The following is a 16,628-nucleotide window of genomic DNA, read 5'->3' as shown; positions in this document are numbered from 1 at the left end:
GCGCTCTCGTTTCTCAGAATTCGACGGGTTTGAGGTGGTATTGTGACCGCCAGTGCACCACGCCATCGTGCTCCTCGGTCTCGATCTTGAAGAGCCCGCCGCGGCACGGCCCGCCGCGGCATTCGCCGGTGTCGGGCGCGTATGCGGCGCCGTGCGTGGCGCACAGCAGCCACTGGCCGCTGTCGTCGAAGAAGCGGTCGGGTTGCCAGTCCATCTCCATGGCCACGTGGGTGCAGCGGTTCAGGTAGGCGTGGGTGCGGCCGCGGTAGCGCACCACGAAGGCGCGGCAGGTCTGGCCCGCGTAGTTCACATCGAAAGACACCGCCTGGCCGCCATCGACCAGATCGCGGCTGTTGCACAGCGGAATGAGGTCGTCGGTGGGCATGCGGCAGCCTTCAGGTGTTGGCGATCAGCCAGTCGTGCAGCTCGCGCACCGAGTGCGCCACATGGCGCGGTGCGAGCGCGTGGAAGGCGTCGGGCTCGTGCGCGCCGTAGCTCACGCCCACGCTCGCGCAGCCGGCGTTGAGCGCCATCTGCAGGTCGTGCGTGGTGTCGCCGATCATCAGCGTGCGCTCGGGCGGCACGCCGAACTCGGACATCAACTCGCGCAGCATCAGCGGGTCGGGCTTGCCCGCGGTCTCGTCGGCGGTGCGTGAACCGTCGAACACGCCCACGAGTTCCACGCTGCGCAGCACCTCGTCGAGCCCGCGCCGGCTCTTGCCGGTGGCCACGGTGAGCAGCTGCTGGCGCGCCTTGAGCGCATCCAGCATGGGCAGCACGCCCTCGAACAGGCTGAGGTCGTTCTGGTGCGCGATGTAGTGGTGGCGGTAGCGCTCGCCCAGGCGCGGGTACAGCTCGGGGGGCACGTCGGGCGCGGCGTGGGCCAGGGCCTGCATCAGGCCCATGCCGATCACGTAGCTGGCCTGCTCGCGCGTGGGCACGGTGCCGCCCACGTCGGCCACCGCGCGCTGGATGCAGCGCGCGATGATGGCCGTGGAGTCGTAGAGCGTGCCGTCCCAGTCGAAGGCAATGAGGTCGAATTGGCGTGGCATGCGGCGATGGTGCCACGCCCGGCGCTCAGTCGGCCTTGGCGCCCGCCAGAAACCACTGGCCGATGAGCGCGCGCTCGGCGTCGGTGATGCCGGTGGCGTTGTTCATGGGCATCTGCTTCGTGACCACGGCCTGCTGGTAGACCGCCTGCGCGTGGCGCTGCAGTTCGGCCGGCGAATCGAGTCGCACGCCCTTGGACTGCAAGGCCTCGCCGTGGCACATCACACAGCGCTGCGCCAGCACCGCCTGCACCGCGGCCGCGCTCACCGGCGCCGCGGCCGTTGCGCTGGACGCGGGCGCCACCGGTGCCGGACGCAGCCACACGATCAGCCCCAGCAGCAGCACCACGCCCGCGGCCGCGTAGGGCCAGGGGTGCGGGTTGCGGCCGAGCTTGAAGCCGTGGCGTAGCACGAAGAACTGCCGGATCGCCGCGCCCGCGGCCATCATGCCGATCAGCACCCAGCCATTGTGCGGGTGCGCGTAGGTGAAGCTGTAGTGGTTGCTCAGCATCGCAAACAGCACGGGCAGCGTGAAGTAGGTGTTGTGCACGCTGCGCTGCTTGCCGCGCTGGCCGTGGATCGGGTCGACCGGCTGGCCCGCCTTGAGCGCGGCCACCACCTTGCGCTGGCCCTGGATGATCCAGAAGAACACGTTGGCGCTCATGGCCGTGGCGATCATCGCGCCCACCAGCAGGAAGGCCGCGCGGCCCGCGAACAGCGAGGTCGCGAGCAGCGCCGCCGCGGCCACCAGCAGGGCCACCGCCGCGCCCACCTTGGCGTCGCCGTTCTTCGTGCGGCCCAGGGTGCGGCAGATGGCGTCGTAGGCGAGCCAGAACACCACCAGGAAGGCCAGCGCCGTGGCGATCGCCGCGGGCGGCGACCAGGCGTGCACCTGCGGGTCGATCAGATAGACCTTGGGGCTCCAGAGATAAGAGACCAGGAACAGCGCAAAACCCGACAACCAGGTGGAATAGCTTTCCCAGTAGAACCAGTGCAGGTGCCCGGGCAGCTTGGGCGGCGACACCGCGTACTTCACCGGGTGGTAGAAGCCGCCGCCGTGCACCGCCCAGAGTTCGCCGGTCGCCCCGTCGCGGCGCAGGCCCTCGTCTTCGGGCGGCGTGAGGCTGCTGTCGAGGAAGACGAAATAAAAGGACGAGCCGATCCAGGCGATGGCCACGATCACATGCAGCCAGCGCAACAGCAGGTTGGCCCAATCGAGCAGGTAGGTTTCCATGGCACCTCGTTGTGGACGGACCGACGCCGTCGCGTTGTTCGACTCACCACCGCGGGCGCTCTGAGCCGACCGAGGGCCGCGATACACGGTGCGCGCCCCTTGCGGGTGGGCACCGGCTCCGCTGCGACCACAGACGGCCCGGAGTGTATCGGCTCAGCGCGCCCGCGACGACCCCGGCGTGGATGCGTTCTGCGCGAGCAACAGTTGTGCCGCCACCGCGGCCGCGATCACCGCGGGCTCCTTGCCCGCGATGCCGGGCAGGCCGATCGGGCAGGTGATGCGCGCGAGCAGCGCGTCATCGAACCCGCGTTCGCCCAGGCGGCGGCGGAAGGTGGCCCATTTGGTGCGACTGCCGATCAGGCCGACGAAGCCCAGGTCGTCGGTGCGGCGCAGCCGTTCGAGGCAGGCCGCGACGATGTCCAGGTCTTCGGCGTGCGAGAAGCTCATGATCAGCACGTGCGAGCCCGCGGCCAGGCCCGGCACCGCGCCCTGCACCGGCGCCGAATGCTCGGCCCGCACGCCAAAGGGCAGCGTCTCGGGAAACACCTCGTCGCGGCTGTCGATCCAGGTCAGCTCGAAGGGCAGCGGCGCGAGCGCCTGCACGATGGCCCGCCCCACGTGGCCGCCGCCGAACAGCGCCACCGGCTGACCGCCCGCGCCCAGGCGCTGCGCAAGCGCGTCGGCCTGCGTGGCGTCGACCGGCTCGTAGGCCAGGCTCAGCGCGCCGCCGCAGCACTGGCCCAGCGAAGGCCCGAGCGTGACCGATTGCACAACCGTACCCACCGCACGTCGCGCGAGCGCTTCGCGCGCCTGGCGGATCGCGTTCCATTCGAGCTGTCCGCCGCCGATGGTGCCCACGACCGTGTGGTCGAACACCGCCATCCAGGCGCCGACGCCCCGGGGCACGGAGCCGCGGGTCTCGCGCACCGACACCAGCACCGCCGGCGCACCGCGCAGCTGGCATAAAAAAGTATGCAGGTCGGCCGTGGGGTGTGGCGTCAAAGACATGGAAGCTGTATGGATCTGTAAGAGGGCTTCAGCGCCGACAAGTATGGGCCGAGGTTTCAGGGGCTTTGTGCGGTATCGCACATACACTCCATCGGCCCGGCGGTATGCGCAGAGCCATCACGGGGCAACGCTCGAGACATGAACATGAACATCCGAGACATTTCGCCCGCACCGCGTCCCGACGGCGCGCGGACCGCGGCATTGGCCTGGCGATGGGCCGGCCTCACCGTCGCGGCCCTGCTCGCGGCCTGCGCCGCGCCGCTGCCGCCCCCACCCCCGCCGCCGCCTCCACCGCCGCCCCGTCCCGCGCCGCCGCCGCCCGCCCCCGTGAGCCGGGCCCCGCTGCCCACGCTGGTGTCGCAGGCCGCCACGCCGCAGGACTACCGCAAGGATGGTGCGCGCCACCTGTACCAGCACAACAGCCACCGCATCTACAAGGGCCAGATGCCCCCGCTGCTGCACGCCGTGGGCGTGCTGCAGGTCGAGGTCGATCACATGGGCGCGGTGCAGCAGGTGAGCTGGATGCGCGCCCCCAGCCACGCACCCGACGTGATGCGCGAGATCGAGCGCACCGTGCGCGCCGCCGCACCGTTTCCCGCGCCGGTCCGCATGGGCCGCGTCACCTACACCGAAGTCTGGCTCTGGGACAAGAGCGGCCAGTTCCAGCTCGACACGCTGACCGAAGGCCAGCGCAACCGATGATCTCCATGGGGTTGTGAAAGCTTGGGCCCGCTTCGGCGGGCCTTTTTCTTTTCAGCTGCCGCGGTAGGTCGAATGGCTCCACGGGCTGACCAGCAGCGGCACGTGGTAGTGCTGGTCGGTGTGCGCGATGCCGAAGTCCAGCGTCACACGGTCGAGGAAGCGCGGCTCGGGCAGCGCCACGCCACGCGCGTCGAAGTACGCCTTCACGTCGAACACCAGGCGGTAGGTGCCCACGCGGATGCTGTCGTTGTCCAGCAGCGGGCCCTCGGGGTTGCGGCCATCGGCGTTGAGCGTGAAGCGCTTGATCAGCGTGGCCTGATCGCCTTCGGTGCGGTACAGCGCCACCGCCATGCCCGCCGCGGGGCAACCGTGCATCGTGTCCAGAACGTGGGTGCTCAATCCCATGGCGGGCTCCTTGTGCGTTTTTGGTCGACCGAAAGTGTATACAGTTTGGCGCGATTCTGGCTATCATGCCGCGCATGGACACCTCCAGCACGGCCCAGATCGTCGAAGCGCTCACCCGGGCCATCGTCGAACACCGCTTGCGCCCGGGCACCAAGCTCGCCGAGCAGAAGCTCGCCGACCACTTCGGCGTCTCGCGCACGCTGGTGCGCCAGGCGCTGTTCCAGCTGTCGCAGAACCGGCTGATCCGCCTCGAGCCCGCACGCGGTGCCTTCGTGGCCACGCCCTCGGCCGATGAGGCGCGCCAGGTGTTCGCGGTGCGCCGCATGCTCGAGGTGGAGATGACGCGCGCCTTCGTGCGCCAGGTCACGCCCGCCATGCTGCGCGCGCTGCGCGAGCACGTGGCGCAGGAGCGCGCCGCGGTCGATCAGCAGGACGTGCCCGGCCGCACCGAACTGCTGGGCGATTTCCACGTGCGCATGGCCCAGCTCATGGGCAACCAGGTGCTCGCCGAGCTGCTGCGCGACCTGATCTCGCGCTGTGCGCTCATCACGCTCATGTACCAGAGCAGCGAAGCCGCCGCCGATTCGAGCGACGAGCACGCCGCCATCGTCAAGGCCCTGGCCGCGCGCGACGAAGCGCTGGCCGTTCGCCTCATGGAACAGCACTTGCAGCACGTCGAGGCCGGCCTGGCCTTCGACCGCAAGACCCCCACCAACGACCTCGCCCTCGCGCTCGCCTCATGACCTACGACGCCACCGCCTCCTATCCGCGCGACCTGCGCGGCCATGGCCGCAACCCGCCCCATGCGCGCTGGCCCGGCGGCGCGCGCATCGCCGTGCAGTTCGTGCTCAACCACGAAGAAGGCGGCGAGAACAGCGTGCTGCACGGCGACGAAGCCTCCGAGCAGTTCCTCTCCGAGATGTTCAATCCCGCGGCCTACCCGGCGCGGCACATGAGCATGGAAGGCGTGTACGAATACGGCTCGCGCGCGGGGGTGTGGCGCATCCTGCGCGAGTTCGAGCGCCGCGGCCTGCCGCTCACGGTGTTCGGCGTGGCCACCGCGCTGCAGCGCTGCCCCGAGATCACCGCGGCCTTCGTCGAGCTCGGCCACGAGATCGCCTGCCACGGCTGGAAATGGATCCACTACCAGAACGTGGACGAAGCCACCGAGCGCGCCCACATGGAGCGCGCCATGGCGCTCATCACCGAACTCACGGGCCAGCGCCCGCTGGGCTGGTACACCGGCCGCGACAGCCCCAACACCCACCGCCTGGTGGCCGACTTCGGCGGCTTCGAGTACGACAGCGACTACTACGGCGACGACCTGCCCTTCTGGATGAAGCTGCACAAGAGCGACGGCAGCACCGCGCACCAGCTCATCGTGCCCTACACGCTCGACTGCAACGACATGCGCTTCGCGCTGCCGCAGGGCTACTCGCATGCCGACCCCTTCTTCCAGTACATGAAGGACAGCTTCGACGCGCTCTACGCCGAGGGCGATCCGGCCGGCCTCGACCGGCCCAAGATGATGAGCATCGGCATGCACAGCCGCCTGCTCGGCCGCCCGGGCCGCATCACGGCGCTGCAGCGCTTCCTCGACCACATCCAGTCGCACGAAGGGGTGTGGGTGGCGCGCCGGCTCGACATCGCGCGCCACTGGAAGACCCTGTTCCCCCAGCCCGCCTGACCGCCATGGCCCTCACGCTCGACCAACTCAACGCCGCCGCACCCGACGAGGCCCTGCGCCTGCTCGACGGCCTCTATGAACACTCGCCCTGGGTGGTGCAGCGCGCGCTCGCGCAGCGGCCTTTTGCCACGCTGGCCGCGCTGCAATGGGCGCTGGTGCAGTCGCTGGCCGCGGCCACACGCGACGAACAGCTCGGCCTGATCCGCGCCCACCCCGAGCTCGCGGGCAAGGCCATGGTGGCCAACGCGCTCACCGCCGAAAGCACCGGCGAACAAAGCCGCGCCGGCCTCACGCACTGCACGCCAGACGAGTTCGCGCAGTTGCAGCGCCTCAACGCCGACTACAACGCGCGCTTCGGCTTCCCCTTCATCCTCGCGGTGCGCGGCCCGCGCGGCAGCGGCCTCACGCGCCAGCAGATCATCGCGGCCTTCGAGCGCCGGCTCGGCAATCCGGTGGACTTCGAGCGCGAGGAAGCGCTGCGCAACATCCACCGCATCGCCGAGATCCGCCTGGGCGACAAGTTCGGCGTCGAGCCCGAGCTCGGTCACCGTGTGTGGGACTGGCACGAAGCGCTGGCGCAACACAGCGACCCCGGCTTCAAGGAACAGGGCCAGCTCACCGTCACCTACCTCACCGACGCCCACCAGGCCTGCCAGCGCGAACTCGTGGCGCGCATGCGCGAGAGCGGCTTCGACGAGGTCGGCATCGACGCGGTGGGCAATGTGGTCGGCGTGTACCACTCGGCCCAGGAAGCCGGTTTCGCCGCCGGGCCGCCCCAAGGCGAAACAGCCCCCTCGGGGGGCAGCGAACCACGCGAAGCGGGGAGCGTGGGGGCCATGAGGCTGCTCACCGGCAGCCACTTCGACACCGTGCGCAACGGCGGCAAGTACGACGGCCGCCTGGGCATCTTCGTGCCCATCGCCTGCGTCGAACGCCTGCACCGCGCGGGCCGCCGCCTGCCCTTCGGCATCGAGGTGGTGGGCTTCGCCGAAGAAGAAGGCCAGCGCTACAAGGCCACCTTCCTGGGCTCGGGCGCGCTCACCGGCCACTTCAACCCGGCCTGGCTCGATCAGACCGACGCCGACGGCATCCGCATGCAGGACGCCATGCGCGCCGCCGGTCTGCCCGGCACGCTCGACGCCATCGCCGCGCTGCGCCGCGACCCCGCGCGCTACCTCGGCTTCGTCGAGGTGCACATCGAGCAGGGCCCGGTGCTCAACGAAATGGGCCTGCCGCTGGGCGTGGTCACGTCCATCAACGCCAGCGTGCGCCACGTGGGCGAGGTGATCGGCATGGCCAGCCACGCAGGCACCACGCCCATGGACCGTCGCCGCGACGCCGCCTGCGCCGTGGCCGAGCTGGCGCTCTACCTCGAACAGCGCGCCGCGCAGGACGGCGACTCGGTCGCCACCATGGGCCTGCTGCAGGTGCCGGGCGGCTCGATCAACGTGGTCCCGGGCCGCTGCGCCTTCTCGCTCGACCTGCGCGCGCCCACCGACGGGCAGCGCGACGCCCTCGAACGCGACGTGCTCGCGCAACTCAGCGCCATCTGCGAGCGCCGTGGCCTGGGCCACCGCCTCGAACGCACCATGATCGCCGCGGCCGCGCCCAGCGCGCCCGACTGGCAGGCGCGCTGGGAACGCGCCGTGGCCGCGCTCGGCCTGCCGGTGCACCGCATGCCCAGCGGCGCCGGCCACGACGCCATGAAGCTGCACGAGGTGATGCCCCAGGCCATGCTCTTCGTGCGCGGCGAAAACAGCGGCATCAGCCACAACCCGCTCGAAAGCACCACCAGCCACGACATCGAGCTGTGCGTGCTGGCCTTCGAACACCTGCTCAACGGACTCTGACCGCCCCATGAACCCCCATCAGCAACTCGACGCCTGGATCGACGCCCACTTCGACGAACAGGTCGGTTTCCTGCAGCAGCTCGTGCGCGTGCCCACCGACACGCCGCCCGGCAACAACGCGCCGCACGCCGAGCGCACCGCCGAACTGCTCAAGGCCTTCGGCTACGAAGCCGAGCGCCACCCCGTGCCCGAGGCCGAGGTGAAGGCCGCGGGCCTGCAGAGCATCACCAACCTCATCGTGCGCCGCCGCTTCGCCGACGGCGGCCCGGTGATCGCGCTCAACGCCCACGGCGACGTGGTGCCCCCGGGCGAAGGCTGGACGCACGACCCCTACGGCGGCGAGGTGGCCGACGGCGCGATCTACGGCCGCGCCACCGCCGTGAGCAAGAGCGATTTCGCGAGCTTCACCTTCGCGCTGCGCGCGCTCGAAGCGCTGGGTGCGCCGCTCAAGGGCGGCGTGGAACTGCACTTCACCTACGACGAGGAGTTCGGCGGCGAGCTCGGCCCCGGCTGGCTGCTCGAACGCGGCCTCACAAAGCCCGACCTGATGGTGGCCGCGGGCTTCAGCTACCAGGTGGTGGTGGCGCACAACGGCTGCCTGCAGCTCGAGGTGACGGTGCAGGGCGAGATGGCGCACGCCGCCATTCCCGACAGCGGCACCGACGCGCTGCAGGGCGCCACGCACATCCTCAACGCGCTCTACGCGCTCAACCGCGACTACCTGCAGGTGCGCTCGAACGTCGAAGGCATCACCCACCCCTACCTCAACGTGGGCCTGATCCAGGGCGGCACCAACACCAACGTGATCCCGGGCAAGGTGGTGCTCAAGCTCGACCGCCGCATGATCCCCGAGGAAGACCCGGCGCAGGTCGAGGCCGCGCTGCGCGAGACCATCGCAAAAGCCGCCGCCAGCTTCAACCCGCCGCGCGGCGGCAAGGCCCTGCAGGTGAGCGTGCGCCGCATGCTGCTCGCGCGCGCCATGCAGCCGCTGCCTGGCAACGCCGCGCTCGTGAAGGCGCTGCAGACCCATGGCGAGCAGGTCTTCGGCGAGCCCATTCCCGCGGTCGGCACGCCGCTCTACACCGATGTGCGCCTGTACGTGGAGCGCGGCATTCCGGGCGTGATCTACGGCGCCGGCCCGCGCACCGTGCGCGAATCGAACGCCAAGCGCGCCGACGAGCACGTACAACTCGACGACCTGCGCCGCGCCACGAAGGTGGTGGCGCGCACCCTGCTGGACCTGCTCTCGCGCTGACCCGCGGCTTCCCGGGCGCAGGGCACAATGCGGCCCCGACCCGTGCGACCCGAGGAGACCGCCATGACCCCCGCCGAACAGGCGCTGCGCGACGCCGCGCTCGACTACCACCGCCACCCCCGCCAGGGCAAGATCGCCGTCACGCCGACCAAGCCGCTGTCGAACCAGCGCGACCTCTCGCTCGCCTACTCGCCCGGTGTGGCCTACCCCTGCCTCGAAATCCAGGCCGACCCGAACAAGGCGGCCGACTACACCAGCCGCGGCAACCTCGTGGGCGTGGTCACCAACGGCACCGCGGTGCTGGGCCTGGGCGACATCGGCCCGCTCGCGGGCAAGCCCGTGATGGAAGGCAAGGGCTGCCTGTTCAAGAAGTTCGCGGGCATCGACGTGTTCGACATCGAACTCGCCGAGAAGGACCCGGACAAGCTGGTGGAGATCATCGCCGCGCTCGAACCCACGCTGGGCGGCATCAACCTCGAGGACATCAAGGCGCCCGAGTGCTTCTATATCGAGAAGCAGCTGCGCGAGCGCCTGAACATCCCCGTCTTCCACGACGACCAGCACGGCACCGCCATCATCAGCGCGGCCGCGCTGCTCAACGGCCTGGAACTCGTGGGCAAGGCCATCGGCGAGGTCACGGTGGCGGTGTCGGGCGCGGGCGCCGCGGCCATCGCCTGCCTCGACGTGATGGTGGGCCTGGGCGTCTCGCGCGAGCGCATCTTCGTCTGCGACTCCAAGGGCGTGATCTACCAGGGCCGCCCCGGCGGCATGGACGAATCCAAGCAGCGCTACGCGCAGGCCACCGACAAACGCACGCTGGCCGACGCGGTCAACGGCGCCGACGTGTTCCTGGGCTGCTCGGCCCCGGGCGTGCTCACGGCCGAGATGGTCAAGACCATGGCGCGCCAGCCCATCATCCTCGCGCTCGCCAACCCCGAGCCCGAGATCCGGCCCGAGCTCGCCAAGGCCGTGCGACCCGACTGCATCATCGCCACCGGCCGCAGCGACTACCCGAACCAGGTCAACAACGTCCTGTGCTTCCCCTACATCTTCCGCGGCGCGCTCGACTGCGGCGCCACGCGCATCACCGAGGCCATGAAGCTCGCCTGCGTGCGCCAGATCGCCGACCTCGTGAAGAGCGAGACCAGCGAAGAAGTGGCCAACGCCTACGCGGGCCAGGAACTGAGCTTCGGCCCCGACTACCTGATCCCCAAGCCCTTCGACTCGCGCCTGATCCTGCGCATCGCGCCCGCGGTCGCGCAGGCCGCGGCCGAATCGGGCGTGGCCACGCGGCCCATCACCGACATGGACGCGTACCGCCAGCAGCTCGGCCGCTTCGTCTACCAGACCGGCATCCTCATGCAGCCGGTGTTCAACGCCGCGCGCGCGCTCGCGAAAAAGAGCCGCGTGGCCTATGCCGACGGTGAAGACGAGCGCGCGCTGCGCGCCGCGCAGATGGCGATCGACGACGGCATCGCCCACCCCATCCTGATCGGCCGCCCCGCGGTGATCGAGGCGCGCATCGCCAAGGCCGGCCTGCGCATGCGGCTCGGCGTGGACGTGGAGAACGTCAATCCCGAAGACGACCCGCGCTTTCGACAGTACTGGGAGCACTACCACCGCCTGCTCGGCCGCCAGGGCGCCACGCCCGAGGTCGCCAAGGCCGCGGTGCGCCGCTCCAACACCATCATCGGCTCGCTGATGATCGCGCTCGGCGATGCCGACGCGCTGATCTGCGGCCTGGTGGGCAGCTACATGACGCACTTGGAGCGCATCGACAGCATCCTGGGCCGCGCCGCCGATGCGAACCTCTACGCCGCGGTGAATGCGCTCATGACCGACCGTGGCCCGGTCTTCATTGCCGACACCTATGTCAACGAAGACCCGAGCGCCGAAGAACTGGCCGAGATCGCGGGCATGGCCGCACAGGCGGTGCAGCGCTTCGGCCACCCGCCCAAGGTGGCCTTCCTCTCGCACTCCAGCTACGGCTCGAGCAAGCGCGCTTCGGCGCGCAAGATGGCCCGCGCGCGCGACCTGTTCGTGGCCGCGCACCCCGACATCGAGTGCGATGGCGAGCTGCACGGCGACGCCGCGCTGCAGCCCGAGATCCGCGAGGCCTACCTCGGCGAGGGCACGCTCACGGGCTCGGCCAACCTGCTGATCTGCCCCAACCTCGACGCCGCCAACATCCTCTACAACGTCATGAAGACCACCACCAGCGGTGGCGTCACCGTGGGCCCGGTGCTCATGGGCGCGGCCGGTGCGGTGCACATCCTCACGCCCGCGGCCACGGTGCGCCGCGTGCTCAACATGACGGCGCTGGCCGCCGCGCAGCAGCGCTGAGGCCGCAGCGGGGGCCCCAGGGCGGGGCCCCCGCACCAAACCGGGGCGATACTCCACCCCGGTACGGTGCATCCATGCCCTGTTTCAGGGTATGTCAGGATGCCCGCACCCGCCCCCACGCCGAAAATGTGTATACAAAACCGGTGTGCAAAACATCGGCGCGCTCTGGCACCGATGTTGCTATTTGCCATGCAGGCCGCGCAGACGGCAGACCCCTTCCCCAGTACCGCCAGCCTTGGAGAAACCATGATCAAACGCCGTTTCCTGCAGACCACCGCCGCCCTGGCCGCGGCCCTCGCCTTCGCGGGCGCCGCCCAGGCGCAGACCGCCATCAAGTTCCAGCTCGACTGGCGCTTCGAAGGCCCCGCCGCCCTGTTCCTGCAGTCCGCCGCCAAGGGCTACTACAAGCAGGCCGGGCTCGACGTGACCATCGACGCCGGCAACGGCTCGGGTGGCACCGTCACGCGCGTGGCCTCGGGCACCTACGACATGGGCTTTGCCGACCTGGCCGCCCTGATGGAATTCCACGCCAACAACCCCGACGCACCGAACAAGCCGGTGGCGGTGATGATGGTCTACAACAACACGCCGGCCGCGGTGCTCGCCCTCAAGAAGAGCGGCATCACCAAGCCCAAGGACCTCGAAGGCAAGAAGCTCGGCGCGCCCGTGTTCGACGCCGGCCGCAAGGGCTTCCCGATCTTCCAGAAGGCCAACGGCATCAACAACGTGGCCTGGACCTCGATGGACCCGCCGCTGCGCGAGACCATGCTCGTGCGCGGCGACATCGAGGCCATCACCGGCTTCTCGTTCACCTCGCTGCTCAACCTCGAAGCGCGCGGCGTGAAGCCCGAAGACGTGGTGATCCTGCCCTACGCCGAGCACGGCGTGAAGCTCTACGGCAACGTCATCATCGCCTCGCCCAAGCTCATCGCCGAGAACCCGGCCGCGGTGAAGGCCTTCCTGTCCTCGTTCGCCAAGGGCGCCAAAGAGGTGATGGCCAACCCGGCTGCCACCATCGAGACCGTGAAGGCCCGCGACGGCATCATCAACGTGCCGCTGGAGACGCGCCGCCTGCAGCTCGCCATCGACGCCGTGGTGGCCAGCCCCGACGCGCGCAAGGAAGGCTTCGGCCAGGTCGTGCCGGGCCGCCTCGCGCTCATGGCCTCGCAGGTGTCCGACGCCTATGGCACCAAGACCCGCGTCGATCCGAACAAGGTCTGGAACGGCGCCATGCTGCCCAGCAAGGCCGAGCTCGACATCCTGCCGCCGGTCAAGAAGTAAGGACCCGAACCCAGGCAACAAGGGCCGGCCGTCCCGCAAGGGGGCTGGCCCTTTTCACGAAAGACGCCCATGCCCCACACCGCCCCGCCGAGCGACGCCGCCTTCGTCGACTTCGACCAGGTCTGGCTCGCCTACAACGACGACCTGCTCGCCAAGAACATCTTTGCGGTCGAAGACATCAACCTCAAGGTGCAACGCGGCGAGTTCATCGCCATCGTCGGCCCCTCGGGTTGTGGCAAGTCCACCTTCATGAAGCTCACCACGGGCCTGAAGATGCCCAGCATGGGCAAGATCCGCATCGACGGCCAGCCCGTGACCGGCCCGCTCAAGATCTCGGGCATGGCCTTCCAGGCCCCCTCGCTGCTGCCCTGGCGCACCACGCTCGACAACGTGTTGCTGCCGCTGGAGATCGTCGAGCCCTACCGCAGCCAGTTCAAGGACCGCCGCCGCGAATACGAGGAGCGCGCCAAGAAGCTGCTCGCCAGCGTGGGCCTGGGCGGCATGGAGAACAAGTTTCCCTGGGAGCTCTCGGGCGGCATGCAGCAGCGCGCGAGCATCTGCCGCGCGCTGATCCACGAGCCCAAGATGCTGCTGCTCGACGAGCCCTTCGGCGCGCTCGACGCGTTCACCCGCGAAGAGCTCTGGTGCACGCTGCGCGACCTGTGGGAGGCGCAGAAATTCAACGTCATCCTGGTCACGCACGACCTGCGCGAATCGGTGTTCCTGGCCGACACGGTGTATTGCATGAGCAAGAGCCCGGGCCGCTTCGTGGTCAAGCGCGAGATCGAGATCCCGCGCACGCGCGAGCTCGAGGTCACCTACACCAAGGAATTCACCGACATCGTGCACGAGCTGCGTGGCCACATCGGCGCCATGCGCAAGGCCGGTGCCGTCATCAACCAGTGAGCGCCCCATGAACAGCAAACAACGCAAGAACATCGAGCGCTTCTCCCCGCTGCTGCTGCTGATCGCGATCATCGTGATCTGGGAGGTGATCACCGCCGGCTTCGGCGTGTCCGAGTTCATCTTCCCCAGCCCCTCGCGCATCTGGGAGCAGACCCTCGAGCACAAGGTGACCATCCTGGGCCACGCCTGGCGCACCTTCTGGGTGACCATGGCCGGCTTCGGCATCGCGATCGTGGTGGGCGTGCTGCTGGGCTTCCTGATCGGCAGTTCGCGCCTGGCCTATGCCGCGGTCTACCCGCTGATGACGGCCTTCAACGCGCTGCCCAAGGCGGCCTTCGTGCCCATTCTGGTGGTGTGGTTCGGCATCGGCGTGGGCCCGGCCATCCTCACGGCCTTCCTCATCAGCTTCTTCCCGATCATGGTCAACATCGCCACCGGCCTGGCCACGCTCGAGCCCGAGCTCGAAGACGTGCTGCGCGTGCTCGGCGCCAAGCGCTGGGACGTGCTCACCAAGGTCGGCCTGCCGCGATCCATGCCCTACTTCTTCGGCTCGCTCAAGGTCGCGATCACGCTCGCCTTCGTGGGCACCACGGTGTCGGAGATGACGGCATCGAACGAAGGCATCGGCTACCTGCTGATCTCGGCCGGTTCGTCCATGCAGATGGGCCTGGCCTTCAGCGGTCTGCTGGTGGTGGGCGCAATGGCCATGGCCATGTACGAGCTGTTCAGCTTTGTGGAAAAGCACACCACGGCCTGGGCCCACCGCGGCACGCAAGCGTGAGCCCCGACCAGGTCGAGCGCCAACTGCGGCGCGCCAACCAGGTGGCGCGCCGCGCCGCGGCCATGGGCCGCCACCCGTTCGGCGCCCTGCTGGTCGCCCCCGACGGCGAGACGGTGCTCGCCGAGCAGGGCAACATCGACACGGTCAACCACGCCGAGTCCACGCTCGCGCGGCACGCGGCCGGCACCTACCCGGGCGCCTACCTGCGCAATTGCACGCTGGTGACCACCTTCGAGCCCTGCGCCATGTGCGCGGGCACCATCTACTGGGCCGGCATCGGGCGCGTGGTGTACGGCGCGAGCGAAGAAGCGCTGCTCGCGCTCACGGGCTCGCACGAAGAAAACCCCACGCTCTCGCTGCCCTGCCGCGAGGTGTTCGCGCGCGGGCAGCGGGCGGTGGAGGTGGTGGGGCCGGTCGATGCGCTGGTCGGCGAGATGGTGGGGCCTCACGAAGGCTTCTGGTCCTCGCGCCAGACCGTCTCCGGCTGACACGGGCATTCGGGGCGCCCTTCGAACGCCAGGCCCGCTGCCGTCCGGACGGCCTCTCGCCACCGTTGCATCGCTTCGGCTTGCGGGTGGCTACTTCGCCAGGCGCGCGAACGTCTTGCGGAACTTCGCCACCTTGGGCGCGGCCACCGCCATGCAATAACCCTGGTGCGGGTTGCGCTCGAAAAAGTCCTGGTGGTAGGCCTCGGCGGGCCAGTAGTTGTCCAGCGGCTTCACCTCGGTCACGATGGGCCGGCCGAAGGCATTGGCTTGCGTGAGCTCGGCGATGATGGCCTGTGCCTCGGCGGCCTGTTCGGGCGTGGTGAAGTAGATGCCGCTGCGGTACTGCGTGCCCACGTCGTTGCCCTGGCGGTTCAGCGTGGTGGGGTCGTGCACCACGAAGAAGATCTCCAGCAACTCGCGCGTGCTCACCTCGGCGGGGTCGTACTCGAGGCGCACCACCTCGTTGTGGCCGGTGCTGCCGGTGCACACCTGCTCGTAGCTCGGTTGCTTCGTGTGGCCGTTGCTGTAGCCCGACTCCACGTCGCTCACGCCGCGCACTTCCTTGTAGACCGACTCGGTGCACCAGAAGCAGCCGCCACCCAGCACCAGCACCTGTTTGTCGCTCATCGCGTTCTCCTTCGATCAAAGCCTCATTCTGTCGGCAGCGCGAAGCCCCGCACGGCGTCCAGGAATGCCGCGAGCGCGGCGCTCTCGGCGCCGCTGCGCCACAGGCAGCGCGTTTCGTAGGGCGGCGTGTCGCCCTGCAGCGGCACGAAGGCCGCGCCCGGCAGGCCCGCCTGCTGCAAGGCCGCCGGCACCATGGACACGCCCAGGCCCTGCGCCACCAGCGACACCACGCTGAGCCAGTGGCGCAGCTCGAAGCGCACCTCGGGCTCGAAGCCGTGGTCGGCGCACAGCGCGAGCAGGCGGTCGTGGTAGTCGGGCGAAACGGCGCGTGAAATCGCCACGAAGGGCTGACCCGCGAGCGCGGGTGGCGCCACGCGCCGCTTGTGCGCCAGCGGGTGGGCCTGGGGCACGCATGCCACGAAGGCCTGGCGCGACACCAGCACCTGCGAACAACCGGGCGGCACGCGCGTGGTGTGCACGAAGCCGGCGTCGAGCCGGCCGTGCTGCAGGTCGATGAGCTGGTCGCTCGAACTCATCTCGCGCAGCACCAGCGTGAGCCGCGGGTGGCGCTGGCCGAAGGCGCGCAGGATCTGCGGCAGACCTCGGTACAGCACGGTGCCGGCGAAGCCCACACGCAGCTGCCCGCTCACGCCCTGCGCCACCTCGCGCGCCTCGCGCGCGGCGGCGCCCGCCGCGTCGAGCAGCGCGCGGGCGCGCGGCACGAAGGCCTGGCCCGCGGGCGTAAGCGCCACGCCGCGGCTGTTGCGCACGAACAGCGGCGCGCCCACCGAGGCTTCGAGCTGCTGGATGTTGAGCGACAGCGGCGGCTGCGTCATGGCCAGGCGCTGGGCCGCGCGGCCGAAGTGCAGTTCTTCCGCAAGGACCAGGAAGCAGCGCAGGTGGCGGAATTCCATCGATATGCCAATCGAATCGTTGAATACAGGATCGATATTAGACAGCTATGGTCTGCGGACAGACAATCCGCCGGTTCCCACCCCATACCGGAGACAAG

At 69.6% G+C, this 16,628-nt stretch carries 17 protein-coding genes; 10 read left to right on the top strand and 7 right to left on the bottom strand.

Features of this window, described 5'->3' with window-relative positions; all coding sequences use genetic code 11:
- Positions 1-13: 13 nt before the first annotated feature.
- The 4 genes from G9Q37_RS01990 to xdhC form a co-directional block, all read right to left on the bottom strand.
- Positions 14-385 (bottom strand): Rieske (2Fe-2S) protein, encoded by a 372-nt coding sequence (locus G9Q37_RS01990; RefSeq protein WP_166223831.1) that lies wholly within the window; start codon positions 383-385, stop codon positions 14-16.
- A gap of 10 nt (positions 386-395) precedes the next feature.
- Positions 396-1,052 carry an HAD family hydrolase gene (locus tag G9Q37_RS01985; protein WP_166223828.1) on the bottom strand — a complete coding sequence of 219 codons (657 nt, stop codon included), beginning with the start codon at positions 1,050-1,052 and terminating at the stop codon, positions 396-398.
- 25 nt (positions 1,053-1,077) lie between these two features.
- On the bottom strand, positions 1,078-2,283 hold the full coding sequence (locus tag G9Q37_RS01980) for a urate hydroxylase PuuD (protein ID WP_166223825.1): 1,206 nt from the start codon (positions 2,281-2,283) through the stop codon (positions 1,078-1,080).
- Positions 2,284-2,436: 153 nt separating this feature from the next.
- On the bottom strand, positions 2,437-3,291 hold the full coding sequence (xdhC, locus tag G9Q37_RS01975) for a xanthine dehydrogenase accessory protein XdhC (protein ID WP_166223822.1): 855 nt from the start codon (positions 3,289-3,291) through the stop codon (positions 2,437-2,439).
- Positions 3,292-3,435: 144 nt separating this feature from the next.
- Between xdhC and G9Q37_RS01970 the strand changes: the two genes are divergently transcribed.
- Complete coding sequence (locus G9Q37_RS01970; RefSeq protein WP_240936480.1) at positions 3,436-3,993, top strand: hypothetical protein; 558 nt, start codon at positions 3,436-3,438, stop codon at positions 3,991-3,993.
- A 51-nt stretch (positions 3,994-4,044) separates the two neighbouring features.
- Here the strand turns inward: G9Q37_RS01970 and uraH are convergent, their stop codons facing one another.
- The gene (gene uraH / locus G9Q37_RS01965; RefSeq protein WP_166223819.1) at positions 4,045-4,398 is read right to left on the bottom strand and encodes a hydroxyisourate hydrolase; all 354 of its coding nucleotides are present in this window, start codon (positions 4,396-4,398) and stop codon (positions 4,045-4,047) included.
- 65 nt (positions 4,399-4,463) lie between these two features.
- Here uraH and G9Q37_RS01960 point away from each other — a divergent pair, with 65 nt between their 5' ends.
- The 9 genes from G9Q37_RS01960 (at position 4,464) to G9Q37_RS01920 (ending at position 14,989) form a co-directional block, all read left to right on the top strand.
- On the top strand, positions 4,464-5,141 hold the full coding sequence (locus tag G9Q37_RS01960) for a GntR family transcriptional regulator (protein WP_166223816.1): 678 nt from the start codon (positions 4,464-4,466) through the stop codon (positions 5,139-5,141).
- Complete coding sequence (gene puuE / locus G9Q37_RS01955; RefSeq protein ID WP_166223813.1) at positions 5,138-6,085, top strand: allantoinase PuuE; 948 nt, start codon at positions 5,138-5,140, stop codon at positions 6,083-6,085. The genes G9Q37_RS01960 and puuE overlap by 4 nt, the downstream gene beginning before the upstream one ends.
- 5 nt (positions 6,086-6,090) lie before the next feature.
- The gene (gene uraD, locus G9Q37_RS01950; RefSeq protein ID WP_166223810.1) at positions 6,091-7,935 is read left to right on the top strand and encodes a 2-oxo-4-hydroxy-4-carboxy-5-ureidoimidazoline decarboxylase; all 1,845 of its coding nucleotides are present in this window, start codon (positions 6,091-6,093) and stop codon (positions 7,933-7,935) included.
- A gap of 7 nt (positions 7,936-7,942) precedes the next feature.
- Entirely contained in the window at positions 7,943-9,190 is a 1,248-nt protein-coding gene (locus tag G9Q37_RS01945) for a M20 family metallopeptidase (protein WP_166223807.1), read from the top strand.
- Positions 9,191-9,253: 63 nt separating this feature from the next.
- Positions 9,254-11,533 (top strand): NADP-dependent malic enzyme, encoded by a 2,280-nt coding sequence (locus tag G9Q37_RS01940; RefSeq protein ID WP_166223804.1) that lies wholly within the window; start codon positions 9,254-9,256, stop codon positions 11,531-11,533.
- Between the two features lie 246 nt (positions 11,534-11,779).
- Complete coding sequence (locus tag G9Q37_RS01935; protein WP_166223801.1) at positions 11,780-12,814, top strand: ABC transporter substrate-binding protein; 1,035 nt, start codon at positions 11,780-11,782, stop codon at positions 12,812-12,814.
- Positions 12,815-12,883: 69 nt separating this feature from the next.
- On the top strand, positions 12,884-13,720 hold the full coding sequence (locus G9Q37_RS01930; RefSeq protein ID WP_166223798.1) for an ABC transporter ATP-binding protein: 837 nt from the start codon (positions 12,884-12,886) through the stop codon (positions 13,718-13,720).
- 7 nt (positions 13,721-13,727) lie between these two features.
- Entirely contained in the window at positions 13,728-14,501 is a 774-nt protein-coding gene (locus G9Q37_RS01925; protein WP_166223795.1) for an ABC transporter permease, read from the top strand.
- On the top strand, positions 14,498-14,989 hold the full coding sequence (locus tag G9Q37_RS01920; protein ID WP_166223792.1) for a nucleoside deaminase: 492 nt from the start codon (positions 14,498-14,500) through the stop codon (positions 14,987-14,989). The genes G9Q37_RS01925 and G9Q37_RS01920 overlap by 4 nt, the downstream gene beginning before the upstream one ends.
- Before the next feature lie 90 nt (positions 14,990-15,079).
- Here the strand turns inward: G9Q37_RS01920 and msrA are convergent, their stop codons facing one another.
- Complete coding sequence (gene msrA / locus G9Q37_RS01915) at positions 15,080-15,616, bottom strand: peptide-methionine (S)-S-oxide reductase MsrA (protein ID WP_166223789.1); 537 nt, start codon at positions 15,614-15,616, stop codon at positions 15,080-15,082.
- 23 nt (positions 15,617-15,639) lie between these two features.
- On the bottom strand, positions 15,640-16,530 hold the full coding sequence (locus G9Q37_RS01910; RefSeq protein ID WP_166223786.1) for a LysR family transcriptional regulator: 891 nt from the start codon (positions 16,528-16,530) through the stop codon (positions 15,640-15,642).
- Between the last annotated feature and the right edge of the window lie 98 nt (positions 16,531-16,628).

It is taken from the genome of Hydrogenophaga crocea (assembly GCF_011388215.1).
Lineage (GTDB): Bacteria > Pseudomonadota > Gammaproteobacteria > Burkholderiales > Burkholderiaceae_C > Hydrogenophaga > Hydrogenophaga crocea.
This window is presented reverse-complemented; position numbering and strand designations above follow the sequence as displayed.

Excerpts from the sequence above, each read along its gene's own strand:
- G9Q37_RS01990 (WP_166223831.1), bottom strand. The coding sequence starts at position 385 with ATGCCCACCGACGACCTCATTCCGCTGTGCAACAGCCGCGATCTGGTC.
- G9Q37_RS01985 (WP_166223828.1), bottom strand. The coding sequence starts at position 1,052 with ATGCCACGCCAATTCGACCTCATTGCCTTCGACTGGGACGGCACGCTC.
- G9Q37_RS01980 (WP_166223825.1), bottom strand. The coding sequence starts at position 2,283 with ATGGAAACCTACCTGCTCGATTGGGCCAACCTGCTGTTGCGCTGGCTG.
- xdhC (WP_166223822.1), bottom strand. The coding sequence starts at position 3,291 with ATGTCTTTGACGCCACACCCCACGGCCGACCTGCATACTTTTTTATGC.
- G9Q37_RS01970 (WP_240936480.1), top strand. The coding sequence starts at position 3,436 with ATGAACATCCGAGACATTTCGCCCGCACCGCGTCCCGACGGCGCGCGG.
- uraH (WP_166223819.1), bottom strand. The coding sequence starts at position 4,398 with ATGGGATTGAGCACCCACGTTCTGGACACGATGCACGGTTGCCCCGCG.
- G9Q37_RS01960 (WP_166223816.1), top strand. The coding sequence starts at position 4,464 with ATGCCGCGCATGGACACCTCCAGCACGGCCCAGATCGTCGAAGCGCTC.
- puuE (WP_166223813.1), top strand. The coding sequence starts at position 5,138 with ATGACCTACGACGCCACCGCCTCCTATCCGCGCGACCTGCGCGGCCAT.
- uraD (WP_166223810.1), top strand. The coding sequence starts at position 6,091 with ATGGCCCTCACGCTCGACCAACTCAACGCCGCCGCACCCGACGAGGCC.
- G9Q37_RS01945 (WP_166223807.1), top strand. The coding sequence starts at position 7,943 with ATGAACCCCCATCAGCAACTCGACGCCTGGATCGACGCCCACTTCGAC.
- G9Q37_RS01940 (WP_166223804.1), top strand. The coding sequence starts at position 9,254 with ATGACCCCCGCCGAACAGGCGCTGCGCGACGCCGCGCTCGACTACCAC.
- G9Q37_RS01935 (WP_166223801.1), top strand. The coding sequence starts at position 11,780 with ATGATCAAACGCCGTTTCCTGCAGACCACCGCCGCCCTGGCCGCGGCC.
- G9Q37_RS01930 (WP_166223798.1), top strand. The coding sequence starts at position 12,884 with ATGCCCCACACCGCCCCGCCGAGCGACGCCGCCTTCGTCGACTTCGAC.
- G9Q37_RS01925 (WP_166223795.1), top strand. The coding sequence starts at position 13,728 with ATGAACAGCAAACAACGCAAGAACATCGAGCGCTTCTCCCCGCTGCTG.
- msrA (WP_166223789.1), bottom strand. The coding sequence starts at position 15,616 with ATGAGCGACAAACAGGTGCTGGTGCTGGGTGGCGGCTGCTTCTGGTGC.
- G9Q37_RS01910 (WP_166223786.1), bottom strand. The coding sequence starts at position 16,530 with ATGGAATTCCGCCACCTGCGCTGCTTCCTGGTCCTTGCGGAAGAACTG.